Genomic DNA, 19,372 nt, shown 5'->3' with positions numbered 1-19,372 from the left:
CCCTCATGCAACCGGCGCAGCGCCACATCCTGCACGCGCACTTCCACGGCGAGACCCGCGACGACCCCGCGCTGTACCAGCAGCTCCTGGAAGTCCTGCAGGGCATCAGCCCGCGCGTCCAGGCGCTGGAACCCGACGGCGCGCAGATGGACCTCAGCGGTGCGCTGCGGTATTTCGACCGATCCCCCCGGGACCTCGCCGAACTGATCCGGATGCGGGTCGTGGCGCTGCACGGGGTGCAGGTGACGCTGGCCGTCGCGGGCAACCGGCTGCTGGCCGGCATGGCCGCCGCGGTGACGGCGCCGGGCGGCATCACCGTCATCGGCCACGACCCGCACGACGTCGCCGCGTTCCTGCGCCCGCAACCCGTCGGCGCCCTGCCCGGCGTCGGACCGGCCACCGCGAAGACGCTGGTCCGGCACGGCCTGCACCGTATCGGGGACCTCGCCGACGCGCCGTTGCTCACGACCCAGCGGCTCCTGGGAGCGACCACGGGGCGGGCCCTGCACGACCTCGCCCACGGCCGAGACCCCCGCCCCGTCACCCCGCAGCCCGTCGCCCGCTCCGTCTCCGCCGACCACCACTTCGACCGCGACGAGCTCGACCCCGGGCGGCACCGGCGCGTCCTGCTCGACCTCAGCGACCAGCTCGGCTCCCGTCTGCGCTCCCAGGCGCAGATCACCGGCGCCCTGTCCCTCACCGTCCGCTACGCCGACCGTTCGACCACCACCAGGACCCGGTCACTGCCCGAAGCCTCGGCGCACGGGGATGACGTCCGCGCCACCGTCTACGCGCTGTACACCGCGCTGGGTCTGCAGCGGGCCCGGGTCCGATCCCTCAGCGTGCGCGCCGAGCAACTGCGCCCCGCCCACGACGCGGCGCAGCAACTGAGCCTGGACCAGGTCCGGGAGAACCGCCTCGCCATCGAACCGGCCATCGACCGCGCCAACGCCCGTTTCGGCCCGGGAGCGGTACGTCCGGCGAGCCTGGCGCGCGCCCGGCGGGAGTAGGGGCGGTCGCGCGTCAGGCCTTCGAGCACTGCCACTGCGCCGGTTCAGGTCGCGACGAGGGCCGCCACGCCGAGCGCGACGAGTCCGCCGCAGATCGCGAGATTCAACTTCAGGTGGTCCACGAAGATCGCCACGAACTCCCTGATCGTCGCGCTCGGCCAGAAGTACGCGGCGGTGGGTGAGCCGATCACCTGCCCGTTGATGCCCGCCCGTCGCGCCATCAGCGCGGCCCGGAACGCATGGAAGTTGTTGGTCACCACGACGCACCGGTACGCCGGGCCGCGCTCCGCCATCAACGCCTTGCTGCAGGCCAGGTTCTCCTCCGTGGTCCGCGACTGCTCCTCCCGCAGGATCCGCTCTTCCGGAACCCCCTTCGCCACCAGGTACTCCGCCATGGCGTGCGACTCGGGGCGGCCCTCGTCGGGCCCCTGCCCGCCGGAGACCAGCAGGTGGGGCGACCCACCGTGGCGCTCCTCCGCCGCGTAGGCGGCCAGTGCCCGCTCCAGCCGGGACGCGAGCAGGGGCGGGACCTGGTCACCGGCCAGACCGCAGCCGAGCACGACGACGAAGTCCACACCGGCGCGCACCGTGATCCGCCCGTAGAGGAAGGAGTACATGAGGTAGCAGACGAAGAGGAACGAGACATACGCGACGACGAACACGGTCAGCACACCCGCGGAGAAGATCACACGGGACCCGGAGCTCGCGGCGAAGGCGAGGAACGCCAGGAGGAGGAAGATGCCCAGGCCCGCGAGCAGTGACAGCAGGTTGCCCAGGCCGCGTCCCTCCTTGCGGACCATCAGCAGACCGTTGGCGACGAGCGCGAAGGGCAGCGCGAGGCCGGCGAGCACGACCAGCCCCGGCAGCAGGTAGAGGACGAAGCGCGTCCCGGGGATCGGTGCCCCGTGCAGCGACGCCACGAACGCGACACTGAAGAGCCCGAGACCCAGCCCGAGGAAGACAGCGTTGCGGAACAGGCGGCGGTCCTTGCGGAGGCTGACGGCGAAGGCGAGGAACGCGAGGACGGAGGCGATGTAGACGGAGAGGAGCACGATCGCATCGTATGAGCGCGGTATCCGCCGACCTGTGCCGGGGCGCGCGCGAGTCGAGTGCCGTCGGTCGCCCGACCGTGCGGATCGGGCTCAGGGCTTGCGGGCGATGGCCCCGTAGCAGGCGGTCTCGTTGTTGGTGATTCCGCCGAGGCTGTCCTCGGGATCGGGTCGCCACTGCTGGGTGGACGTGATGCCGGGGTCCAGGAAGGTCCAGTCCGTGAAGAAGGCGGTGAACTCGGCGAGGGTGCGCGCTTGGACGGGGGTGCCGGCGGCCCGGTAGACCTGCAGGGCGCGATCGATCGGGTCGGGGTCGAAGTCCGCGGTCAGGTGGGTGAGGGTGAGGGTGCTGCCGGGGGCCAACTCGCTCTTGAGGGTTTCGACGATGCCGTGCGCGTCCTGGTCGTCGGTGACGAAGTGCAGGAGGGCGTTGAGACTCAGGGCGACGGGTCGGGAGAGGTCGAGGGTCCGTTTGACCTCAAGGGAGTCCAGGAGGGCCCGGGGGTCGGTGACGTCCGCCTGCGTGTACGCCGTGCGCCCTTCGGGAGTGCCGTGCAGCAGGGCGGCGGCGTGGGCCAGCACGATGGGGTCGTTGTCGGCGTAGACCACGCGGGAGGCGGGGTCGGTCTCTTGGGCGATCTCGTGCAGGTTGGGCGGGGTGGGGATACCGGTGCCGATGTCCAGGAACTGGGTGAGCCCCAGGGAGGCCAGGTAGCGGGTGGAGCGGTGCATGAAGCGGCGGTTGGCGCGCGCGGCGACCAGCGCGGAGGGAAAGGCCACGATGGCTCGGCCCGCCGCCTCGCGGTCGGCGGGGAAGTTGGTGTAGCCCCCGAGGTAGTAGTCGTACATCCGCGCCGAGTGGGGCCGGTCCAGTTGCAGGTCGATGCCGGACTCGTGATCGATGCTCATGGTGTTCCCCCTCGCGGCGCGGGCACCGGGCGGCCCCCCGGGCTCCTCCCCGGACCGCGCAGCCTACAAGCACCCCCTTCGGCCAATTTCACACCGGCCGGGCCCTGTGGCGATGGATTCGCGGGGTTTCCTCCGCAAATACGTCCATCAGTCGAACATGTATGCGTTACCGTCTCATCACGTGGTGTGAAAAAATAGTCGAAACGATCTTCAACAGCAGGGGTCGTGATCCGCTTTGCTGATCGTGGGAGCACATCAACTCCCCGCCGACGCCCCTCCATCCACGGAACGGTGCGGTGCCAGCGGACGGGACGCCCGTGAGCGAGATCGAAGACGTGCCGGCCGATGGAAGGCGATGACACGATGACCCGACCCCACCCCATCGCTCCCTCGGCGCGCGCCACCTCCGAACAGGTCGCGCAGCGCCGCGCCAACCTGACCCTGGCCGCGTTCTACGAGTACCACCGCACTCTGTGGCTGCGGTACGCGCTGCTGCAGGTCGGCGACGGCCACCAGGCGGCGCGACTGGTGCGCGAGGTCCACGACCAGCTGGCACAGGACTGGGATCTGGTCCTGCGCCAGGAGTCCGTGCCGCAGTACGCGTGGACCGCGCTGAAGGACCACATCCACCACTGGCTGGTGCGCCACCGGCGCACCCCGGTCATGCCCGACACCGCCGCGTTCCGCGCCGCGATGCGGAAGCTGCTGGTACGCGAGCTCCAGGACGGCTGGGCCCTGCTGGAGAGCGAACTGGGCCTGTACACGGCCATCTCCGAGCTTCCGGAACGGCAGTGCGACGTCATCATCCTGCGCTACGTCCTCAAGGCCGAGGACCACGACATCGCCGAGTACCTGGGCACGACCACCGACACCGTGCGCTCCCACGTCATGCGCGCCAAGGACCGGCTCGCCACCAAGCTGACGTCCCTGCTCAAGGAGGAAGCGTGACCAGACGAGCCTCCCGCCGGCTGCGCGAGGACATCGAGGCCCTCCTGCGGGAGACCGACGTCTTCCCGAACCGGGACGACCCCGACGTCGACGACCTGGACGCCGACCTCGACACCGCCGCCGAGCCCGAGGACGCGGTGCACGAGCCCTGCCGCCACCACCGCCCCCCGCCGTCCGACGCCCCCGCGGACCGCGTACGCGAGCCGCTGTGCGTACCGGCCTGCGCCGACTCCATCCGGCAGACCGCCGCCCGCGACCTGCACCTGGCCGTCTCCCTGGTCGTGAGCGACGCCCGCGCCGCCGCCGCGCTCGCCCGCTTCGCCGACCAGGCCGGCGCCGAGACCGAAGGCGCGCTCGTCTTCGGCTGTCTGCTCTTCCTGGCCGGTCACAGCGACGCCGCCGAGTACTGGTGGCAGTACGCCGCCGGTGGCGAGAACCCCACCGCCGCCTTCTGTCTGTATCTCCACCACCGCAACCAGGGCCAGCACCGCACCGCCCAGCAGTGGCGCAGCCAGACCCACCAGTTGGAGACCGCGGACCGGCCGAGCGTCCCGCGCCGGCCCCCCAGTTCGCTTCCTCTGCTGCCCCGCCGGGTGCGCCACGCCCTGCTCACCCAGTGCCACCAAGGGGCCTCCCCCCACCTGCCCCCCGCCATGGAGGCCGCCATCAACACCCTCTACGGCCACAGCCACAGCGACGAGGATCAGGACACGGACGCCTACCCGCTGCCGCACGGCGGCTTTCCCCGCCACTTGGCGCGAGCGGCGAACCGCTGACCACCGCGCAGGGCGCCGCGGGAGCCCGCCACCCCATCACCGGGGCACGGCTCCCTCGTCGTCGAAGAGCCCTCCGGTGGGGCCGTCGTCGGGCAGCAGCGCCAGGCGGATGGCGGCCACCGCACCCTGCTGCTCAGGGGTCTGGGTACCGCTGAACCCGTTGCGATCCGTGGACTACCCGGAGGGGCCAGGGGCTGAGGTGCGGAACCTGACGCAGTTCATCCAGTGATCGCCTGGCCGACGCAGAGCCGACTGCCGCGGTCGCCGACCTCATCCGCGTGGCGACGGGCCTCCGACCCGTGCGCACTTCAGGTGCCCGGCGGAATCAGTAGTCGACGGGCTCGCGGATGATGGGGCAGGTCATGCAGTGGCCGCCGCCGCGGCCCCTACCCAGTTCCGCACCGACGATCGTGATCACTTCCACTCCGGCCTTGCGCAATTGGGTGTTGGTCTGGGTGTTGCGGTCGTAGGTGAACACCACGCCCGGCTCCAGCGCCACGGCGTTGTTGCCGCTGTCCCACTGCTGGCGCTCGGAGGCGTACGCGTCACCGGCGGTCTCGATCACGCGCAGTTCCTTCAGGCCCAGGGACCGGGCGACGACGTCGGTGAACGGGCGATCGCGCTCGTCGGTGATCTCGACTCCCGGCGCGCTGTCACTGGGCCGGAGCGAGAACGTGTGGACCGCGTTCATGATGGGTGGGTGCAGCGTGACGATGTCACGGTCCGCGAAGGTGAAGACCGTGTCCAGGTGCATGGCCGCCCGGAGTTTGGGCATGCCGGCGACGACGACGTGCTGCGCCGCGCCCTGCTCGAACAGTGCCGCCGCGACCTGGGTGATCGCCTGCCGGGAGGTGCGTTCACTCATGCCCATGAGGACCACGCCGTTGCCGACCGGCATGATGTCGCCGCCCTCGAACGTGGCCTGCCCCCAGTCCTTCTCCGGGTCGCCCCACCACACCCTCGACTCCTTGTAGTCGGGGTGGAAGGTGTAGACGGCCTTCATCAGGAGCGTCTCGTCGTGCCGCGCCGGCCAGTACAGCGGGTTGAGCGTCACACCCCCGTAGAGCCAGCACGTCGTGTCCCGCGTGTAGAGGGTATTGGGCAGCGGCGGCATGAGGTACTCGCGGATGCCCGCCAGGGCGAGGTACCCCGGCCGGAAGCCCTCCGGCAGGTCCGCCGTCGCCAGGCCGCCGATGAGGAACTCCACCAGGGCGCTCGGCTCCAGCGTGTCCAGGAACTCCCGCGTCGGCTCGATGAGCCCCAGGCCGACCTGATTCGCGCCGATCTTCCGGTCGAGCAGCCAGGACCGCGCCGCCGGGATCGCCATCGTCTGCGCCAGCAGGTCGTGCAGCTCCACGACCTCCACCCCGCGTCCGCGCAGCTTGTTGACGAAGTCGGCGTGGTCGCGCTGGGCGTTCTCCACCCACATCACGTCGTCGAAGAGCAGGTCCTCGGCGTTGGTCGGAGTCAGCCGGCGGTGCGCCAGGCCGGGCGCGCACACCAGGACCTTGCGGAGCCTGCCGACCTCGGAATGGACGCCGAAGCCCGGCTGGGAGGTGATGTCGGTGCTCATCGCGTTGCGCCTTTCGGTCGAGGACAACCAGGGGGTCGGGTGCGGGTCACAGTTCGATCCAGCCCAGCGCCAGGGCGATCACGCCCACGGCCGCGCCGACGACCGAGACGGCGCAGATGACGGCCTCGCCGGGTGAGAACAGGCGCCGGTGCTGCTCCCGCCGGGCCTTGATGAACAGGAACGTCGCCGGTGCGTAGATGAGGAAGGAGACCAGCACGAACTTCAGCCCGGCGGCGTACAGCAGGAACGCCGTGTACACCGTGGCGATCGCGGCGATCACGAGTTCGCTGCGGGTGACCTGCCCGGCGACGCGCTCCCGGTCCGGCCGCAACGCGATCTTGACGGCGAAGGCCGCGGCGAGCAGGAACGGGATCAGACTCAGCGCGCTCGTCAGGTCGAGCGCGAAATTGAACGCGTCGTCGGAGAACATCGTGATGACCAGGACGACCTGACTCAGCACGGTGGTCATCAGCAGCGCCGGGACCGGTACGTCCTCCGCGGTGGCCTGCCGCAGGAACCGGGGCATGTCGTCGTCCTTCGCGGCCACGAACAGCACCTCGGCGGCCATCAGCGTCCAGGCGAGGTAGGCGCCCAGGACGGAGACGATCAGTCCGACGCTGACGAACACCTCGCCCCAGGTGCCGACCGCGTGCTCCAGGACTCCGGCCATCGACGGCTGGCGCAGCTCGGCGATCTCGGCCATCGGCATGATGCCGTAGGACACGATGGTGACCGAGGCGAACACGGCGAAGACGCTGAGGAAGCCCAGGACGGTGGCGCGGCCGACGTCCTCGCGCCGTTCGGCGTGCCGGGAGTAGACGCTCGCTCCCTCGACACCGAGGAAGACGAAGACGGTGGCCAGCATCGTTCCGCGGACCTGGTTGAACAGTGAGCCGGCGTAGTCGGCGCCGCCCCAGTTGGCCGCGAAGACGTCCGTGTCGAGGAAGAACAGCGCGAGGACGACGAAGACCAGGATGGGTACGATCTTCGCGACCGTCACGATCTTGTTGATCGCCGCCGCTTCCTTGACTCCCCGCCGGATGAACAGGAAGAACGCCCACAGGCCGACCGAGGACAGGGCGACGGCCAACACGGTGTCGCCGTCCCCGAGCGCGGGCCAGATCGCGCCGATCGTCGACATGATCAGCACCCAGTAGGTGACATTGCCGACGCAGGCGCTGGCCCAGTAGCCGAACGCCGAGAAGAAGCCGAGGTACTCGCCGAACCCGGCCTTGGCGTACGCGTAGACGCCCGCGTCCAGGTCCGGTCTGCGGACGGCCAGGCTCTGAAAGACGAAGGCGAGCATCAGCATGCCGGTGCCCGCGATCGCCCAGGCGATGAGCGCCCCGGCGACACCGGTCTCCTGGGCGAAGCGCCGGGGCAGGGAGAAGACTCCGGCGCCGACCATCGAGCCGACCACCATCGCGGTCAGGGTCAGGAGCGTCAGTTTGGCGGCCGGCCGCTCTGCGGGCGCGGGCGCGGTGGTTTCCACGTGGCTCATGACTTCCCTCGTCGACGGAGCTCGGCGTGCGGGCGACTGACGACGGGCCGGCTCAAGCCTCTGACGCGCTCTCGCTCGCATCCGGCACGATCTTCGTCCCGCATGCCCGCCCCGTTCCACGAGGGGGATCGACTACGGCGCCTCACCCATCCACTGGACGAGAATGTAACCTGCGATTAACTACATATGGCGCATATGGTGTTGTTCGGACATGGAGACGTCGCGAGGGGCGGCGAGCGCCCGGGCGGGCGGCACTTCGCTCTCCGGCTACGCGGTGCGCTCCGCGGGCGGGGCGTCCAGGAGCTGGGGGCCGTTGTTGCGCACGCTGTTGACCGCGGTGGAGACCGCTCGGGTGTCGAGGTGGCCGCCGGCCGGAGTGGTGAGCAGCGCCCGGAGCTCGTGCGGGTCCTGATGGGTGGGGTCGAGCCACGCGTCGTGGTCGGACGGGGCGATGGCCAGCGGCATCCGCGGATGGATCCGCCCGGCCGCGTCGGTGGCCTCCGTGGTGATGATGGTGCAGGTCATCCACCACGCCCCCGGGTCGTCGTCCCCCGCCACCTCCGGGTCCCGCCAGAACTCGTACAGCCCTGCCATGGCCATCACCGCGCCGTCCTCGGGGCTGATGAAGTACGGCTGCTTGTAGGCCTTGGCGCTCTCGGTCGCCGGGACCGCCTGCCACTCGTAGAAGCCGTCGGCCGGCAACAGGCACCGCCGCTTGGCGAACGCGCGTCGGTAAGCCGGCTTCTCGTGGACCGTCTCCACCCGGGCGTTGATCATCTTCGCTCCGACGCCGAGGCTCTTGGCCCAGGACGGCACCAGGCCCCAGCGCAGCGGACGCAGCTGCCGCGCCAGCTCCCCGCTTTCGTGGTCGGCCCGCTCCAGCACGGCCCACACGTCGTCCGTCGGAGCCACGTTCCAGCTCGGCGCCAGGACCTGTTCCGGATGCGGAGCGCTGACGTGGAACAGCGGAGCGAGGTCCTGCGGGGTGCGGGTGGAGACGTATCGGCCACACATGACACCCACCCTGCCACGCCCGCGGGCGGTAGCCCGGCATTGGGTCCGCGGCCCGGCTGCCGCAGGGCTCCCGGTCGCGGGCCCGGCTCCGGGGCCCGGCCCGGGGCGGGATGTTCTCGGACGCCGCCCGGGCCGGCCGGGAGCCGCAGGACGCCGTGGTCCGGGGTGCCGGGCGCGGCGGTTCAGGCGGTGGGGGCCGGACCGGGCTGGCTCCCCGGCGGTGCGCCGCCGTGATGAGACCCGCGGGGAGCCTGTCCGGCCGGCCGCCGCTCCGGGGCACGGGGCGAGGTATCCGTGAGCGCGCCGAGGGGTCCGCACCACGTGGGTGCGGACCCCGCCTCGCCCCGGCCTCGCCCCGGCAGCCTGCGGCCGTTGCCCCGGCGCGGAGGCGTACCGGTCAGCTCAGAGCACGCAGATGGTCCCGCAGCCCCATGCCGAAGGCAGTGGGAGTGCCGTCGTAGTTGCTGATCAGGGACGGGCCGGTGGAGCAGTCCCAGGTGTTCCACGTCCAGCCCAGGTATGAGGCTCCGTGCTGGTCGAGCCACCGCATGACACCGTCGATGTAGCCGTGCCCGCAGGTGTTCTCGCCGATCTCACCCGCGACGAGCGGGACACGGGCGGCGACCGGCGCGAGGGTGGCGTCCCAGCAGGTCGCCGTCGAGCAGGTGTTGAAGTTGTAGCTGTGCCAGGCCGCGGCGAGGTTGCCCGCCGGGTCGGTCGGCGCGTACCGCAGCCACTGACTCAGGTCGTTGGAGTAGGCGAGCCCCGGGATCAGGACGAGGTTGGTCGCACCCGTGGCGCGGACGGCGTCCAGCAGGTCCTGCATTCCCGCCACCTCGTAGCCGATGCCGGGGGCAGGTGCCGCCGTCACGCCAGCAGGCCCACGCCTGATCGGCGGTGGAGGTGGCGCGGTCCGGATAGGGCTCGTTGAACAGGTCGAAGGCGACGGCCGGATCCGCCGCGAAGGTGTTGGCGACCGAGGTCCAGAAGGCCGGCGTGTACTGGGCGTCGGGCATCGGCTTCTGGCAGGTCGCGTGGATGTCGGCGCAGCCGGAGGAGTTGCCGGTGTACTGCCCGTGTGTCCAGTGGAGTTCGACCAGCGGCGTGATCCCGTGCGCTTCGAGGCGGCCGGCGAAGGCCTTGACGGCGCTGATGTAGGCGGCGCCGGCGTAGGCGGGGTTGACGTTGTCCAGGCCCAGCCAGCACTCCTCGTTGAGGGGGATGCGGACGGTGTTGACGCCCCAGGACGCGATGGCGGCGACCGACGCGTCGTCGACCGGGCCGTCGAAGAAGCCGTAGCCCTGGACGCACAGGAACTCGCCGCCCGAGCGGTTGACGCCGAGCATCCGGCGGGTGGCGCCGTTCTGGTCGACGAGCTTGTTGCCCGACACGTGCAGCTTGGGCGGCGCGCCCGGATTCCCCGGCGGGGTCGTGGGCGGGGTGGTGGGCGGCGTCGTCGGCGGCTGGGTGTCCTGGTTGCAGGTGACACCGTTGAGCTTGAAGACGGTGGGGGCGGGGTTGGTCCCGGACCAGGACGCGAGGAATCCCCCGGAGACGTTGCCGCCGGTGGCCAGGGAGCCGTTCCAGCTCTCGTTGGCGGCGGTGACGGTGGCGCCGGACTGGGACCACTTGGCGTTCCAGCCCTGCGTCACCTTCTGGTTGCCGGTGAAGTCGAAGGTCAGCGCCCAACTGCTGAGCGCGGGACCATTGTTGGTGATGCTGACGGCGCCCTGGAAGCCGGTTTCCCACTGGTTGGTGGTGGTGTACTGCACCGTGCACAGGGGTGTTGCCCCGGCAGCGGAGGTGGAGGCGAGCGGGACCAGGGCCGTGCCCGCCAGGAGGAGGGCGGCTCCGGCGAGCAGGATCGGTAGGCGCGGGGGTGGTGACACGAGCGCTCCTTGAGGTCACAAGCGCCCTGCTGCGGCACTCGGTCGACGGAAACGCTCCCACTGGTGTCGTCAGAATGTAGTGGCGAGTGGCGGACCGCGCCAGGGGGTGCGTTCACCTCATCAAGCGGAGCAGTTTGGCGGGGCGGTCTTTGTAATTTTCCTTGACAGCAATTGCGCGCCGCTCGAATCATGGGAGCGCTCCCACTGGTGCTCCTGCTGCACACCCCCACGTTTCCGAGCCGCCGAGGAGGGCCCCATGGCCATGCCCGCGTTGTCAAGAAGTAGAGTCAAGTGGCGATTACGGACAGCGCTCGTGGTGGCGCTCGCGCTGCCGGTGGCCCTGACCGTCGCCGAAGCCGGCCCCGCGCGGGCCGCCGCCGTGCAGTGCGGCGTCGACTACACGGCCAATGACTGGGGCAGCGGCTTCACCGCCAACGTCACCATCACCAACCGCGGCACGGCCGCCCTCGACGGCTGGACCCTGACGTACGCGTACGCGGGCAATCAGCAGCTGTCGAGCGGCTGGAGCGCCGCCTGGACGCAGTCCGGCAAGACCGTCACCGCCAAGAACATGGACTGGAACCGGACCATCGCCGCTGGCGCCGCCGTCAGCGCGGGCGCCAACTTCAGCTACAGCGGCACCAATGCCGCCCCGACCGCCTTCTCCGTCAACGGCACCCTGTGCGCCGGGGCCCACCAACCGCCTCTCGCGGTGCTGACCAGCCCGGCGCCCGGAGCGGTCTTCACCGCGGGCGCCGCCGTGCCGATGGCCGCCACCGCCGCGGCCGCCGACGGCGCCACCGTCACCAAGGTCGAGTTCTACAGCGACACCACCCTGCTCGGCACCGACACCAGCGCCCCGTACACCTTCGACGCCACCGGTCTCGCGGCCGGAGCGTACTCGCTGTACGCGAAGGCGTACGACAACCAGGGCGCCTCGGGCGAGTCCACGCCGGTCGGCATCACGGTCGCCGCCGGTGCGGCGCTGATCGCCACACCCTCCCAACTCTCCGTCCAGCAATCGAAGACGGGCTCCTTCGGCGTCAAGCTCTCCGCCGCGCCGACCGCGAACGTCACCGCCACCGTGGCCCGCACGGCAGGCAACACCGGACTGTCCATCACCTCCGGCGCGAGCCTGACGTTCACCCCGGCGAACTGGGCCACCGCCCAGCAGGTCACCGTCGCCGCCGACGCCGCGGGCACCGGGGCGGCCACATTCACCGTGACCGCGCCGGGTCTGGCCCAGGCCCAGGTGTCCGTCACGGAACTGGCCGCCGGCCAGGACTACGACGCCCGCTTCCTCGACCTGTACGCGAAGATCAACGACCCGGCGAGCGGCTACTTCTCGCCCGAGGGCATCCCCTACCACTCGGTGGAGACGCTGATCGTCGAGGCCCCCGACCAGGGCCACGAGACGACCTCGGAGGCGTACAGCTACCTGATCTGGCTGCAGGCCATGTACGGGAAGATCACCGGGGACTGGACGAAGTTCAACGGTGCGTGGGACCTCATGGAGAAGTACATGATCCCCACCCACGCCGACCAGCCCACCAACTCCTTCTACAACGCGTCGAAACCCGCCACCTACGCACCCGAATGGGACCTGCCCTCGCAGTACCCGGCGGCCCTCGACCCCTCGGTCGCCGCGGGCACCGACCCGATCGCCGGTGAACTGAAGAGCGCGTACGGCACCGACGACATCTACGGCATGCACTGGCTGCAGGACGTCGACAACGTCTACGGCTACGGCAACTCTCCCGGCAAGTGCACGGCCGGCCCCACCGACACCGGCCCCTCGTACATCAACACCTTCCAGCGCGGCCCGCAGGAGTCGGTCTGGGAGACCGTTCCGCAACCGACCTGCGACGACTTCCAGTACGGCGGTAAGAACGGCTACCTGGACCTGTTCACCAAGGACGCCTCCTACGCCAAGCAGTGGAAGTTCACCGACGCCCCCGACGCCGACGCCCGCGCGGTGCAGGCCGCCTACTGGGCCGACATATGGGCCAAGGAGCAGGGCAAGGGCACCGCGGTGTCGACCACCGTCGGCAAGGCCGCCAAGATGGGCGACTACCTGCGGTACGCGATGTACGACAAGTACTTCAAGAAGATAGGCAACTGCGTCGGGCCGTCCGCTTGCCCGGCAGGTTCCGGCAAGAACAGTTCCGAGTACCTGCTGACCTGGTACTACGCCTGGGGCGGCGCCGCCGACCCGTCTGCCGGCTGGGCATGGCGCATCGGCTCCGGCCACGCGCATGGCGGCTACCAGAACCCGATGGCGGCCTACGCGCTGAGCCAGAACGCCGACCTCAAGCCCAAGTCGGCGACCGGACAGGCCGACTGGGCGACCAGCCTGGGACGGCAGTTGGAGTTCTACCGCTGGCTGCAGTCCGACGAGGGCGCCATAGCGGGCGGCGCGACCAACAGCTGGCAGGGCCGCTACGCGACCCCGCCCGCCGGGACGCCCACGTTCTACGGCATGTTCTACGACGAGGCGCCGGTCTACCACGACCCGCCGTCGAACCAGTGGTTCGGCTTCCAGGCGTGGTCGATGGAGCGCGTCGCCGAGTACTACCACGAGAGCGGCAGCGCCGCGGCGAAGGCCGTACTCGACAAGTGGGTCGGCTGGGCCCTGTCGAAGACCACCATCAACCCCGACGGCACCTTCCTGATCCCCTCCACCCTGCACTGGGCCGGCGCCCCGGACACCTGGAACGCCACCAGCCCCGGCGCCAACGCGAGTCTGCACGTGACCGTCGCCGACTACACCAACGACGTCGGCGTGGCCGCCGCGTACGCCAAGACCCTGTCCTACTACGCCGCGAAGTCCGGCAACGCCCAGGCCAAGACGGTCGCCAAGGCGCTGCTCGACGGTATGTGGGACCACAACCGGGATGCGATCGGCATCGCGGTGCCCGAGACCCGCACCGACTACAGCCGCTTCAACGACCCCGTCTCCGTGCCGAGCGGATGGACCGGCACGATGCCCAACGGTGACGCGATCAACTCCGCGTCGACGTTCTCCTCGCTGCGGTCGTTCTACAAGAACGACCCGGCCTGGCCGAAGATCCAGGCGTACCTGGCGGGCGGCGCGGCCCCGTCCTTCACGTACCACCGCTTCTGGGCCCAGGCGGACATCGCCATGGCCATGGGTACGTACGCGGAGCTCCTCGAATAGCGCCCCGGCGCTCCGCGCCTCGCGGCCGGACGGCAGCCCGCACCCGGGCTCCGTCCGGCCGTCCCCCATGTCGGGAAGGCGGCACCCGGCGCCTCTCCTCATCCGGGCGTTTACAGCAGCGCGAAGATCGGCTCAGTGCGCGGCACCTTGGCCAGGCCCGCCGCTGGTGCGGCTCGCTGTGCGACCGGTTCCGCGGCGCAGTGCCGTATGGCGTCGTGCGGATCCCAGATGACCCCTGGATGGGGGTAGCCCGAGCAACGGCGGTAGGGGTGACACCCGTTGTGGCCGGGAGCTGGCCGGAGTGAGTCGCAGAACGGCGCCGCATAGCGTCGGTGCGCATGGGACTTGTGAAACATCCGCGCACGGCGGCGGCCCTCGCGGCCGCCGCGTTCGTGCTGGCCGCGGGCGTGGCTCCGGCGGCCGCCGCCCCCGCCGCGCGCCCCTCGAACACGGCGTTACCCGGCTGCGGTGAACATGACGCCGTGCGCCGGGCACTGCGCACGCTGGCCGACGGCGACCATCTCGCGGGCGCCGCCGTCGAGGTCACCGACCCGGTGTGCGGCCGTTGGAGCGACGCCACCGGAACGGCCGACCTCGACACCGGCCGCCCGATGACCGCCCGGGACCGGCTGCGCGTCGGCAGTGTCACCAAGACGTTCACCGCCACGGTCGTCCTGCAACTCGCCGCCGAGCACCGGATCGACCCCGAGGCGCCGATCGACCGCTACGTACCCGGTCTGATCAGCGGCAACGGATACGACGGCAGGAGAATCACCGTTCGGCAGCTGCTGCAACACACCAGCGGGCTGCCCGACTACCTCGACTCGCTCGACTGGGCTCACCCCGAGCGGCTGCGATACCACCACTTCGAGCCGCGCGAGCTGATCACCCGGGCGCTGGGCATGCCGCACCCCATCACACCGGCCGGTTCCTCCTTCCACTACGCGACGACCAACTACCTGGCCGCCGGCCTGATCATCGAAAAGGTCACCGGTCGCTCGGCTGAATCCGAGATCACCCGCCGGATCATCCGGCCGCTCGGGCTGCGCGACACCTCCTGGCCCGGCGACGACCCGCACCTGCACGGCCCGCACTCGCACAGCTACTGGGTGCCCGAGCAGGCGGCCGGCCGGACGGACGGCACCGACTGGAACATGACGTTCGCGGGCACCGGCGGCGCCCTGGTCTCCTCACCCGCCGACCTGGAGCACTTCTTCGCCGCCCTGCTCGGCGGCCGCCTGCTGCCCCCGGCGCAACTGGCCGCCATGCAGGACACGGTGGCAGCCGACCCGGACCGCCTGTGGCCCGGTGCCCGCTACGGACTCGGTCTGATCTCCAGTCCGCTGCGCTGCGGCGGGGTGTGGTGGGGCCACGCCGGAACCGTGCCCGGAGGCCACCGGGCGCTCGGTGCGGTCGGCCCCGGCGGGCGCCGCGTGGCCGTCGCGCTCACCCAGGTGCCGTCCACCGAGCGAGCGGAGGAGGAGTTCCGCGGCGTGGTGGAGGCGGCCCTGTGCGAAGGCCGCCGACCGGACCGCGCCCCCACGACTCCCGCGCGGACGGATTCCGTTCGTACGGCTCCTGCCCAGACGGATTCCGCCCGTACGACCCCCGCCCGTACGGCTTCCGCCGGCACCGCACTCGTCCGTACCGCGCCCATCCTTACGACGCCCATCCGTACGACGTCCGCCCGTACGACGTCCGACCGCACGACCGAAGGGGATTCCGCATGAGCCTCCGCGCCTGCGCGCTGGCCCTCGCCGCCACCGCCGTCCTGACCACTTTGCCGGCCGTGGCCGTGGCCGCGACCGGTCCGATATCCGCTACCGGCCTGGACCGGTACGAGCACCAGCCACTGCTCTGGAAGAGCTGCGTCCTCGGCCCCGGCGACGACACCGGCAAGGAGCTGGAGAAGGCCGGGGCGCGCTGCGCGGACGTCACCGTGCCGCTCGACTACACCGATCCCGGCGGCCGCACGATCACGGTCGCCATCTCGCGGATCGCAGCGGCGGACACCGCGCACCGCGTCGGCTCCCTCCTGCTCAACACCGGCGGCCCGGGCGGAACGGACCTGGGCGACCCGCCCTGGGTGCACGACGCGCTGCGGGACGTGGGCGACCGCTACGACATCGTGGGCATGGACCCCCGATTCGTCGGCCGCAGCACCCCGCTGGACTGCGGATGGCCGACCGGCAGCCCCTTCCGCTTCGCCGGTCACGACCGGGCCGGCTTCGACCGGATGACAGCGTTGCAGCGGGACTTGGCCGACCGGTGTCGCGCGACCAACGCGGATGTGCTGCCGTACATCACCACCCGCAATACCGCCCGCGACATGGACGTCGTCCGGGCCGCCCTCGGCGAGCGCCGTGTCTCCTACCTGGGTTACTCCTACGGCACGTACCTCGGCGAGGTCTACGCGACGATGTTCCCCGGCCGTACCGACCGCATGGTCCTCGACGGCGTGATCGATCCCGCCCGCTACAGCCCCCGGCTGCTCGTCGGCACCGAGGCCATCAACGAGAAGGCACTGCGCCACTGGGCCGCGTGGGCCGCCCAGCACGACGCGGACTACGGGCTCGGTACGACCCGTGACGCGGTCCTGGCCACTATCGACCGCATCCAGCACGCCGCGACCGAGCGACCCCTGACGATCGGCGGCGGGTCCACGCCGTCGTACCGGCTCGACGAGCACACGGTGCCCTTCATGGTCTTCAGCGGCCTGTCGGACGACACGGAGCCGGCGCGTCGGTCGTTCGCGTCCGTGATCCGGACCATGTGGCAGGCCGCGCAGGGCCGGCCGGCCGAGCCCGACGCCGATCTGGCGGCCGCGCTGGACTTCGTGCTCAAGGGGGGCGACGGCGGATCGGCCTACGGCAGCGTGCAGACCGCGATCCTCTGCGGTGACGTGGCCGCCCCGCGTGACCCGGAGGTGTACTGGCGCGGCATCCAGCGCAGCCGCGAGCGTCATCCGCTGATGGGACCGTTCACGAACGACATCACTCCCTGCGCGTTCTGGGACCGGCCGCGCGAGCGTCCCACCGCCGTGCGCCACGACCTTCCGGCCCTGATGGTCAACGCCACGGGTGACCCGCGTACGCCCTACGCCGGCGCCACCGCGATGCACCGTGCGTGGCCCAGTTCGCGCCTGGTCACCGTGAACGGCGCCGACCAGCACGGCATTTTCGGCTCCTACGGCAACGTCTGCGCCGATGACACGGTCAACGCCTACCTGCGGACCGGGAAACTGCCCACCGCGGACGTCGCCTGCGCGGGGTCCGTACCCACCGGCGGGACCCGCGGCCCGCGCGCGGGACGATGAGGCCCGGGACGTTGCCGAACCGGCAACAGGAGTGGCGCGATCGGGACGCGATGGGTGACGGTGGGCCCATGACCGATGACATCGACTTCGCAGCACAGTCCCCCGCGTCCGCCACCCCCTCGTCCGCCGACGGATACGTCGGAGACCCCGCGGTGCGTGCGGAGTGGGACAGCCGTTACGCCGACCGGCACCAGCTGTGGAGCGGACAGCCCAACGGCGCGCTCGTGGCCGAGACCGCCGGGCTCGCCCCCGGTCGGGCCCTGGACGTCGGCTGCGGCGAGGGCGCGGACGCCCTCTGGCTCGCGCGCGGCGGCTGGGACGTGACCGCCCTCGAGGTCTCGAGCGTGGCCCTGGAGCGAGCGGCCGGGCACGCCCGGGACGCCGATCTCACGATTCGGTGGGTGCACGCCGAGCTGGCGCGGGCGGCACTGCCGCCGGGCTCCTTCGACCTGGTCTCCGCGCAGTACCCGGCGCTGCTGCGCAGCCCCGACGGCGCGTCCGAGCGGGCGTTGCTCGCGGCCGTCGCACCGGGTGGTGTGCTGCTGCTCGTGCACCACGCGGGGATGGACGCCGAGCCGGCGCGCGAGGACGGATTCGACCCGGACGACTACGTCTGGCCCTCGATGGTCGTCGCGCTGCTGGACGACGACTGGGAGGTGCAGGTCGACGAGCAGCGGGCGCGCGTCGTACCCGATGGCGGCGCCGGAGCGCACCACACCGACGACGTGGTGCTGCGCGCTCGCCGACTGCGCTGACCGGACGGGAGAGTAGGGGGCAGGTCCGCTCGGGCCTGGTGTCGCCGCCACCGGACCCGAGCCTCCTCCGTCCGCGGGCGATCACGCCGGGCGCGTCAGCGCTCGTTCCGCTCCGCCGCCTCGGCGGCGCGCTTGATGATCGCCAGCCGCTGGTCCCAGTCGGTCGCGAGCGCGGCCATCCACCGGGCCGTGGCGTCCAGGGCCGCGGGCCGCACCGTGTACCGCACCTCGCGTCCGACCCGGCTGCCGGAGACCAGTCCCGCGGCGTCGAGGACGCCGAGGTGCTTGACCACAGCCTGCCGCGAGACAGGCAGCCGCTCGGCAAGCGTCGTCGCGGTGGCCTCACCCTGGGCGGCGAGCAGTTGCAGCAACTGACGGCGCGTCGGGTCGGCCAGTGCGGTCAGGACGCTGTCGACCGGTTCGTCCGCGCCGCCCTGTTCGTCCGTCACACGGACGGCTGTTCGGCGCGCGACTTGAGGGCGTCCAGCTCCAGCGGCCAGCCTCCGCTGTGGTCCTTGTGGTTCTCCTCGCGCAGCTCGTCGGAACCGGCCAGCGCCAGGAACCCGCTCTCGACGACGCGCAGCCGTGTCTGGTCGCCCTCGGGGGTCAGGGTGAACTCCACGAGGGTGCTGTTGTCCTCCCGCAGTTCCTCTCCCGGGAACGCGCTGGTCCAGCGGTAGGCCAGGTACGTCGGCGGCTCGACCTTCTCCACGCGCACCGGGAAGTCACCGTGCTCGGGGTGCTTCGCCACCAGCACTTCGCCTTCCCTGGCCTCCGTGCCGGGCAGACTCGCCTTGTCGGCCACCCAGAACCCGGGCTGTGCCACCAGCGACCAGACCCGCTCCATCGGTGCCGCGATCAGGGTGTCACGTTCGATCCGATCCTCGCTCATGGGAAGACTCCTTCACTGTCGTCATTGAGTGCAACTCCAGAGTTGCACATCGCTCACCTGGGTGCAACCGTTGGGTTGCGTCTCGAAGGAAAGTCCGCCGGCTCATGGCGGGTGCGCTCGGGCGCGCTCAGGCCGACCGGCCGGCTGCCCGCAGGGGGCATCCGGTACCGACGCGTGCGACGAGTTCCGTCCGCAGGGTGGCGAGTTCGGCCATGCGGGCGTCGACGACGTGGATCTTCTCCTGGAACAGCACGGACAACGCTTCCGCGGCATCCGGCAGTGCGCGCAGTTCTTCGCCGGTCCGTGCGATCTCCGCCAGGGAGAAGCCCAGTGTCTGCGCGGTGCGCACGTAGTGCAGCCAGGTCACCGTCTCGGGCGGGAAGTCGCGATATCCGTTGGGCAGCCGTCGGCCTTGGACGAGGCCGATCTTCTCGTAGAACCGGATGGTGTCCCTGCTCATGCCCGCCTGCGCGGCCAGCTCTCCGATACGCATGACCCTCCGTCAGCTGATGGACTTGACCTTGGACCGTACTCCACTGTTTAGCGTGAGGTGTCGCCGCCC

General features: G+C 71.0%; 15 protein-coding genes and 2 pseudogenes. 7 read left to right on the top strand and 10 right to left on the bottom strand.

The window, feature by feature from the left end; translation table 11 throughout:
* Window positions 1-5: 5 nt before the first annotated feature.
* Window positions 6-1,010, top strand: a complete 1,005-nt coding sequence (locus M2266_RS00215) for a hypothetical protein (protein ID WP_277436205.1) — start codon at window positions 6-8, stop codon at window positions 1,008-1,010.
* Window positions 1,011-1,054: 44 nt separating this feature from the next.
* Here the strand turns inward: M2266_RS00215 and M2266_RS00210 are convergent, their stop codons facing one another.
* On the bottom strand, window positions 1,055-2,062 hold the full coding sequence (locus M2266_RS00210; protein WP_346780857.1) for a YdcF family protein: 1,008 nt from the start codon (window positions 2,060-2,062) through the stop codon (window positions 1,055-1,057).
* A 90-nt stretch (window positions 2,063-2,152) separates the two neighbouring features.
* Window positions 2,153-2,968, bottom strand: coding sequence for an SAM-dependent methyltransferase (locus M2266_RS00205; RefSeq protein ID WP_277436204.1), 816 nt, complete (start codon window positions 2,966-2,968; stop codon window positions 2,153-2,155).
* Between the two features lie 363 nt (window positions 2,969-3,331).
* Between M2266_RS00205 and M2266_RS00200 the strand changes: the two genes are divergently transcribed.
* The gene (locus M2266_RS00200) at window positions 3,332-3,916 is read left to right on the top strand and encodes a sigma factor-like helix-turn-helix DNA-binding protein (protein WP_277436203.1); all 585 of its coding nucleotides are present in this window, start codon (window positions 3,332-3,334) and stop codon (window positions 3,914-3,916) included.
* Window positions 3,913-4,692, top strand: a complete 780-nt coding sequence (locus tag M2266_RS00195) for a hypothetical protein (protein WP_277436202.1) — start codon at window positions 3,913-3,915, stop codon at window positions 4,690-4,692. The genes M2266_RS00200 and M2266_RS00195 overlap by 4 nt, the downstream gene beginning before the upstream one ends.
* A gap of 36 nt (window positions 4,693-4,728) precedes the next feature.
* On the opposite strand, the pseudogene M2266_RS00190 reads toward M2266_RS00195, so the two are convergent.
* The 5 genes and pseudogenes from M2266_RS00190 to M2266_RS00170 all read right to left on the bottom strand — a co-directional run.
* Window positions 4,729-4,866, bottom strand: a pseudogene (locus M2266_RS00190) (dehydrogenase); the annotation flags it as partial.
* A 151-nt stretch (window positions 4,867-5,017) separates the two neighbouring features.
* Complete coding sequence (locus M2266_RS00185) at window positions 5,018-6,265, bottom strand: arginine deiminase (RefSeq protein ID WP_277436201.1); 1,248 nt, start codon at window positions 6,263-6,265, stop codon at window positions 5,018-5,020.
* Between the two features lie 46 nt (window positions 6,266-6,311).
* Window positions 6,312-7,766, bottom strand: a complete 1,455-nt coding sequence (locus tag M2266_RS00180) for a basic amino acid/polyamine antiporter (protein ID WP_277436200.1) — start codon at window positions 7,764-7,766, stop codon at window positions 6,312-6,314.
* Between the two features lie 267 nt (window positions 7,767-8,033).
* A complete protein-coding gene (locus tag M2266_RS00175) occupies window positions 8,034-8,780 on the bottom strand; it encodes an SOS response-associated peptidase (RefSeq protein ID WP_277436199.1) in 747 nt (248 codons plus the stop codon).
* Window positions 8,781-9,177: 397 nt separating this feature from the next.
* A pseudogene (locus M2266_RS00170) lies at window positions 9,178-10,642 on the bottom strand (cellulose binding domain-containing protein).
* A gap of 289 nt (window positions 10,643-10,931) precedes the next feature.
* On the opposite strand from M2266_RS00170, the gene M2266_RS00165 reads away from it, so the two are divergent.
* The 4 genes from M2266_RS00165 to M2266_RS00150 all read left to right on the top strand — a co-directional run bounded on the left by M2266_RS00165 (window position 10,932) and on the right by M2266_RS00150 (window position 17,918).
* Window positions 10,932-13,847, top strand: coding sequence for a glycoside hydrolase family 48 protein (locus M2266_RS00165; protein WP_277441012.1), 2,916 nt, complete (start codon window positions 10,932-10,934; stop codon window positions 13,845-13,847).
* A gap of 338 nt (window positions 13,848-14,185) precedes the next feature.
* Entirely contained in the window at window positions 14,186-15,577 is a 1,392-nt protein-coding gene (locus M2266_RS00160) for a serine hydrolase domain-containing protein (protein WP_277436198.1), read from the top strand.
* Window positions 15,574-17,163: an alpha/beta hydrolase gene (locus M2266_RS00155; protein WP_277436197.1), complete on the top strand. Its 1,590-nt coding sequence runs from the start codon at window positions 15,574-15,576 to the stop codon at window positions 17,161-17,163. Before M2266_RS00160 ends, M2266_RS00155 begins: the two co-directional genes overlap by 4 nt.
* Before the next feature lie 68 nt (window positions 17,164-17,231).
* Window positions 17,232-17,918 (top strand): class I SAM-dependent methyltransferase, encoded by a 687-nt coding sequence (locus M2266_RS00150; protein ID WP_277436196.1) that lies wholly within the window; start codon window positions 17,232-17,234, stop codon window positions 17,916-17,918.
* A 95-nt stretch (window positions 17,919-18,013) separates the two neighbouring features.
* Here M2266_RS00150 and M2266_RS00145 read toward each other — a convergent pair whose 3' ends face one another.
* The 3 genes from M2266_RS00145 to M2266_RS00135 form a co-directional block, all read right to left on the bottom strand.
* On the bottom strand, window positions 18,014-18,367 hold the full coding sequence (locus M2266_RS00145; protein WP_277436195.1) for a metalloregulator ArsR/SmtB family transcription factor: 354 nt from the start codon (window positions 18,365-18,367) through the stop codon (window positions 18,014-18,016).
* Entirely contained in the window at window positions 18,364-18,810 is a 447-nt protein-coding gene (locus M2266_RS00140) for an SRPBCC domain-containing protein (protein WP_277436194.1), read from the bottom strand. Before M2266_RS00140 ends, M2266_RS00145 begins: the two co-directional genes overlap by 4 nt.
* A gap of 127 nt (window positions 18,811-18,937) precedes the next feature.
* Complete coding sequence (locus M2266_RS00135) at window positions 18,938-19,303, bottom strand: MerR family transcriptional regulator (protein ID WP_277436193.1); 366 nt, start codon at window positions 19,301-19,303, stop codon at window positions 18,938-18,940.
* Window positions 19,304-19,372: the final 69 nt, after the last annotated feature.

Origin of the sequence: Streptomyces sp. SPB162 (genome assembly GCF_029504575.1) — a bacterium.
In the GTDB taxonomy this organism is placed as follows: domain Bacteria; phylum Actinomycetota; class Actinomycetes; order Streptomycetales; family Streptomycetaceae; genus Actinacidiphila.
This window is presented reverse-complemented; position numbering and strand designations above follow the sequence as displayed.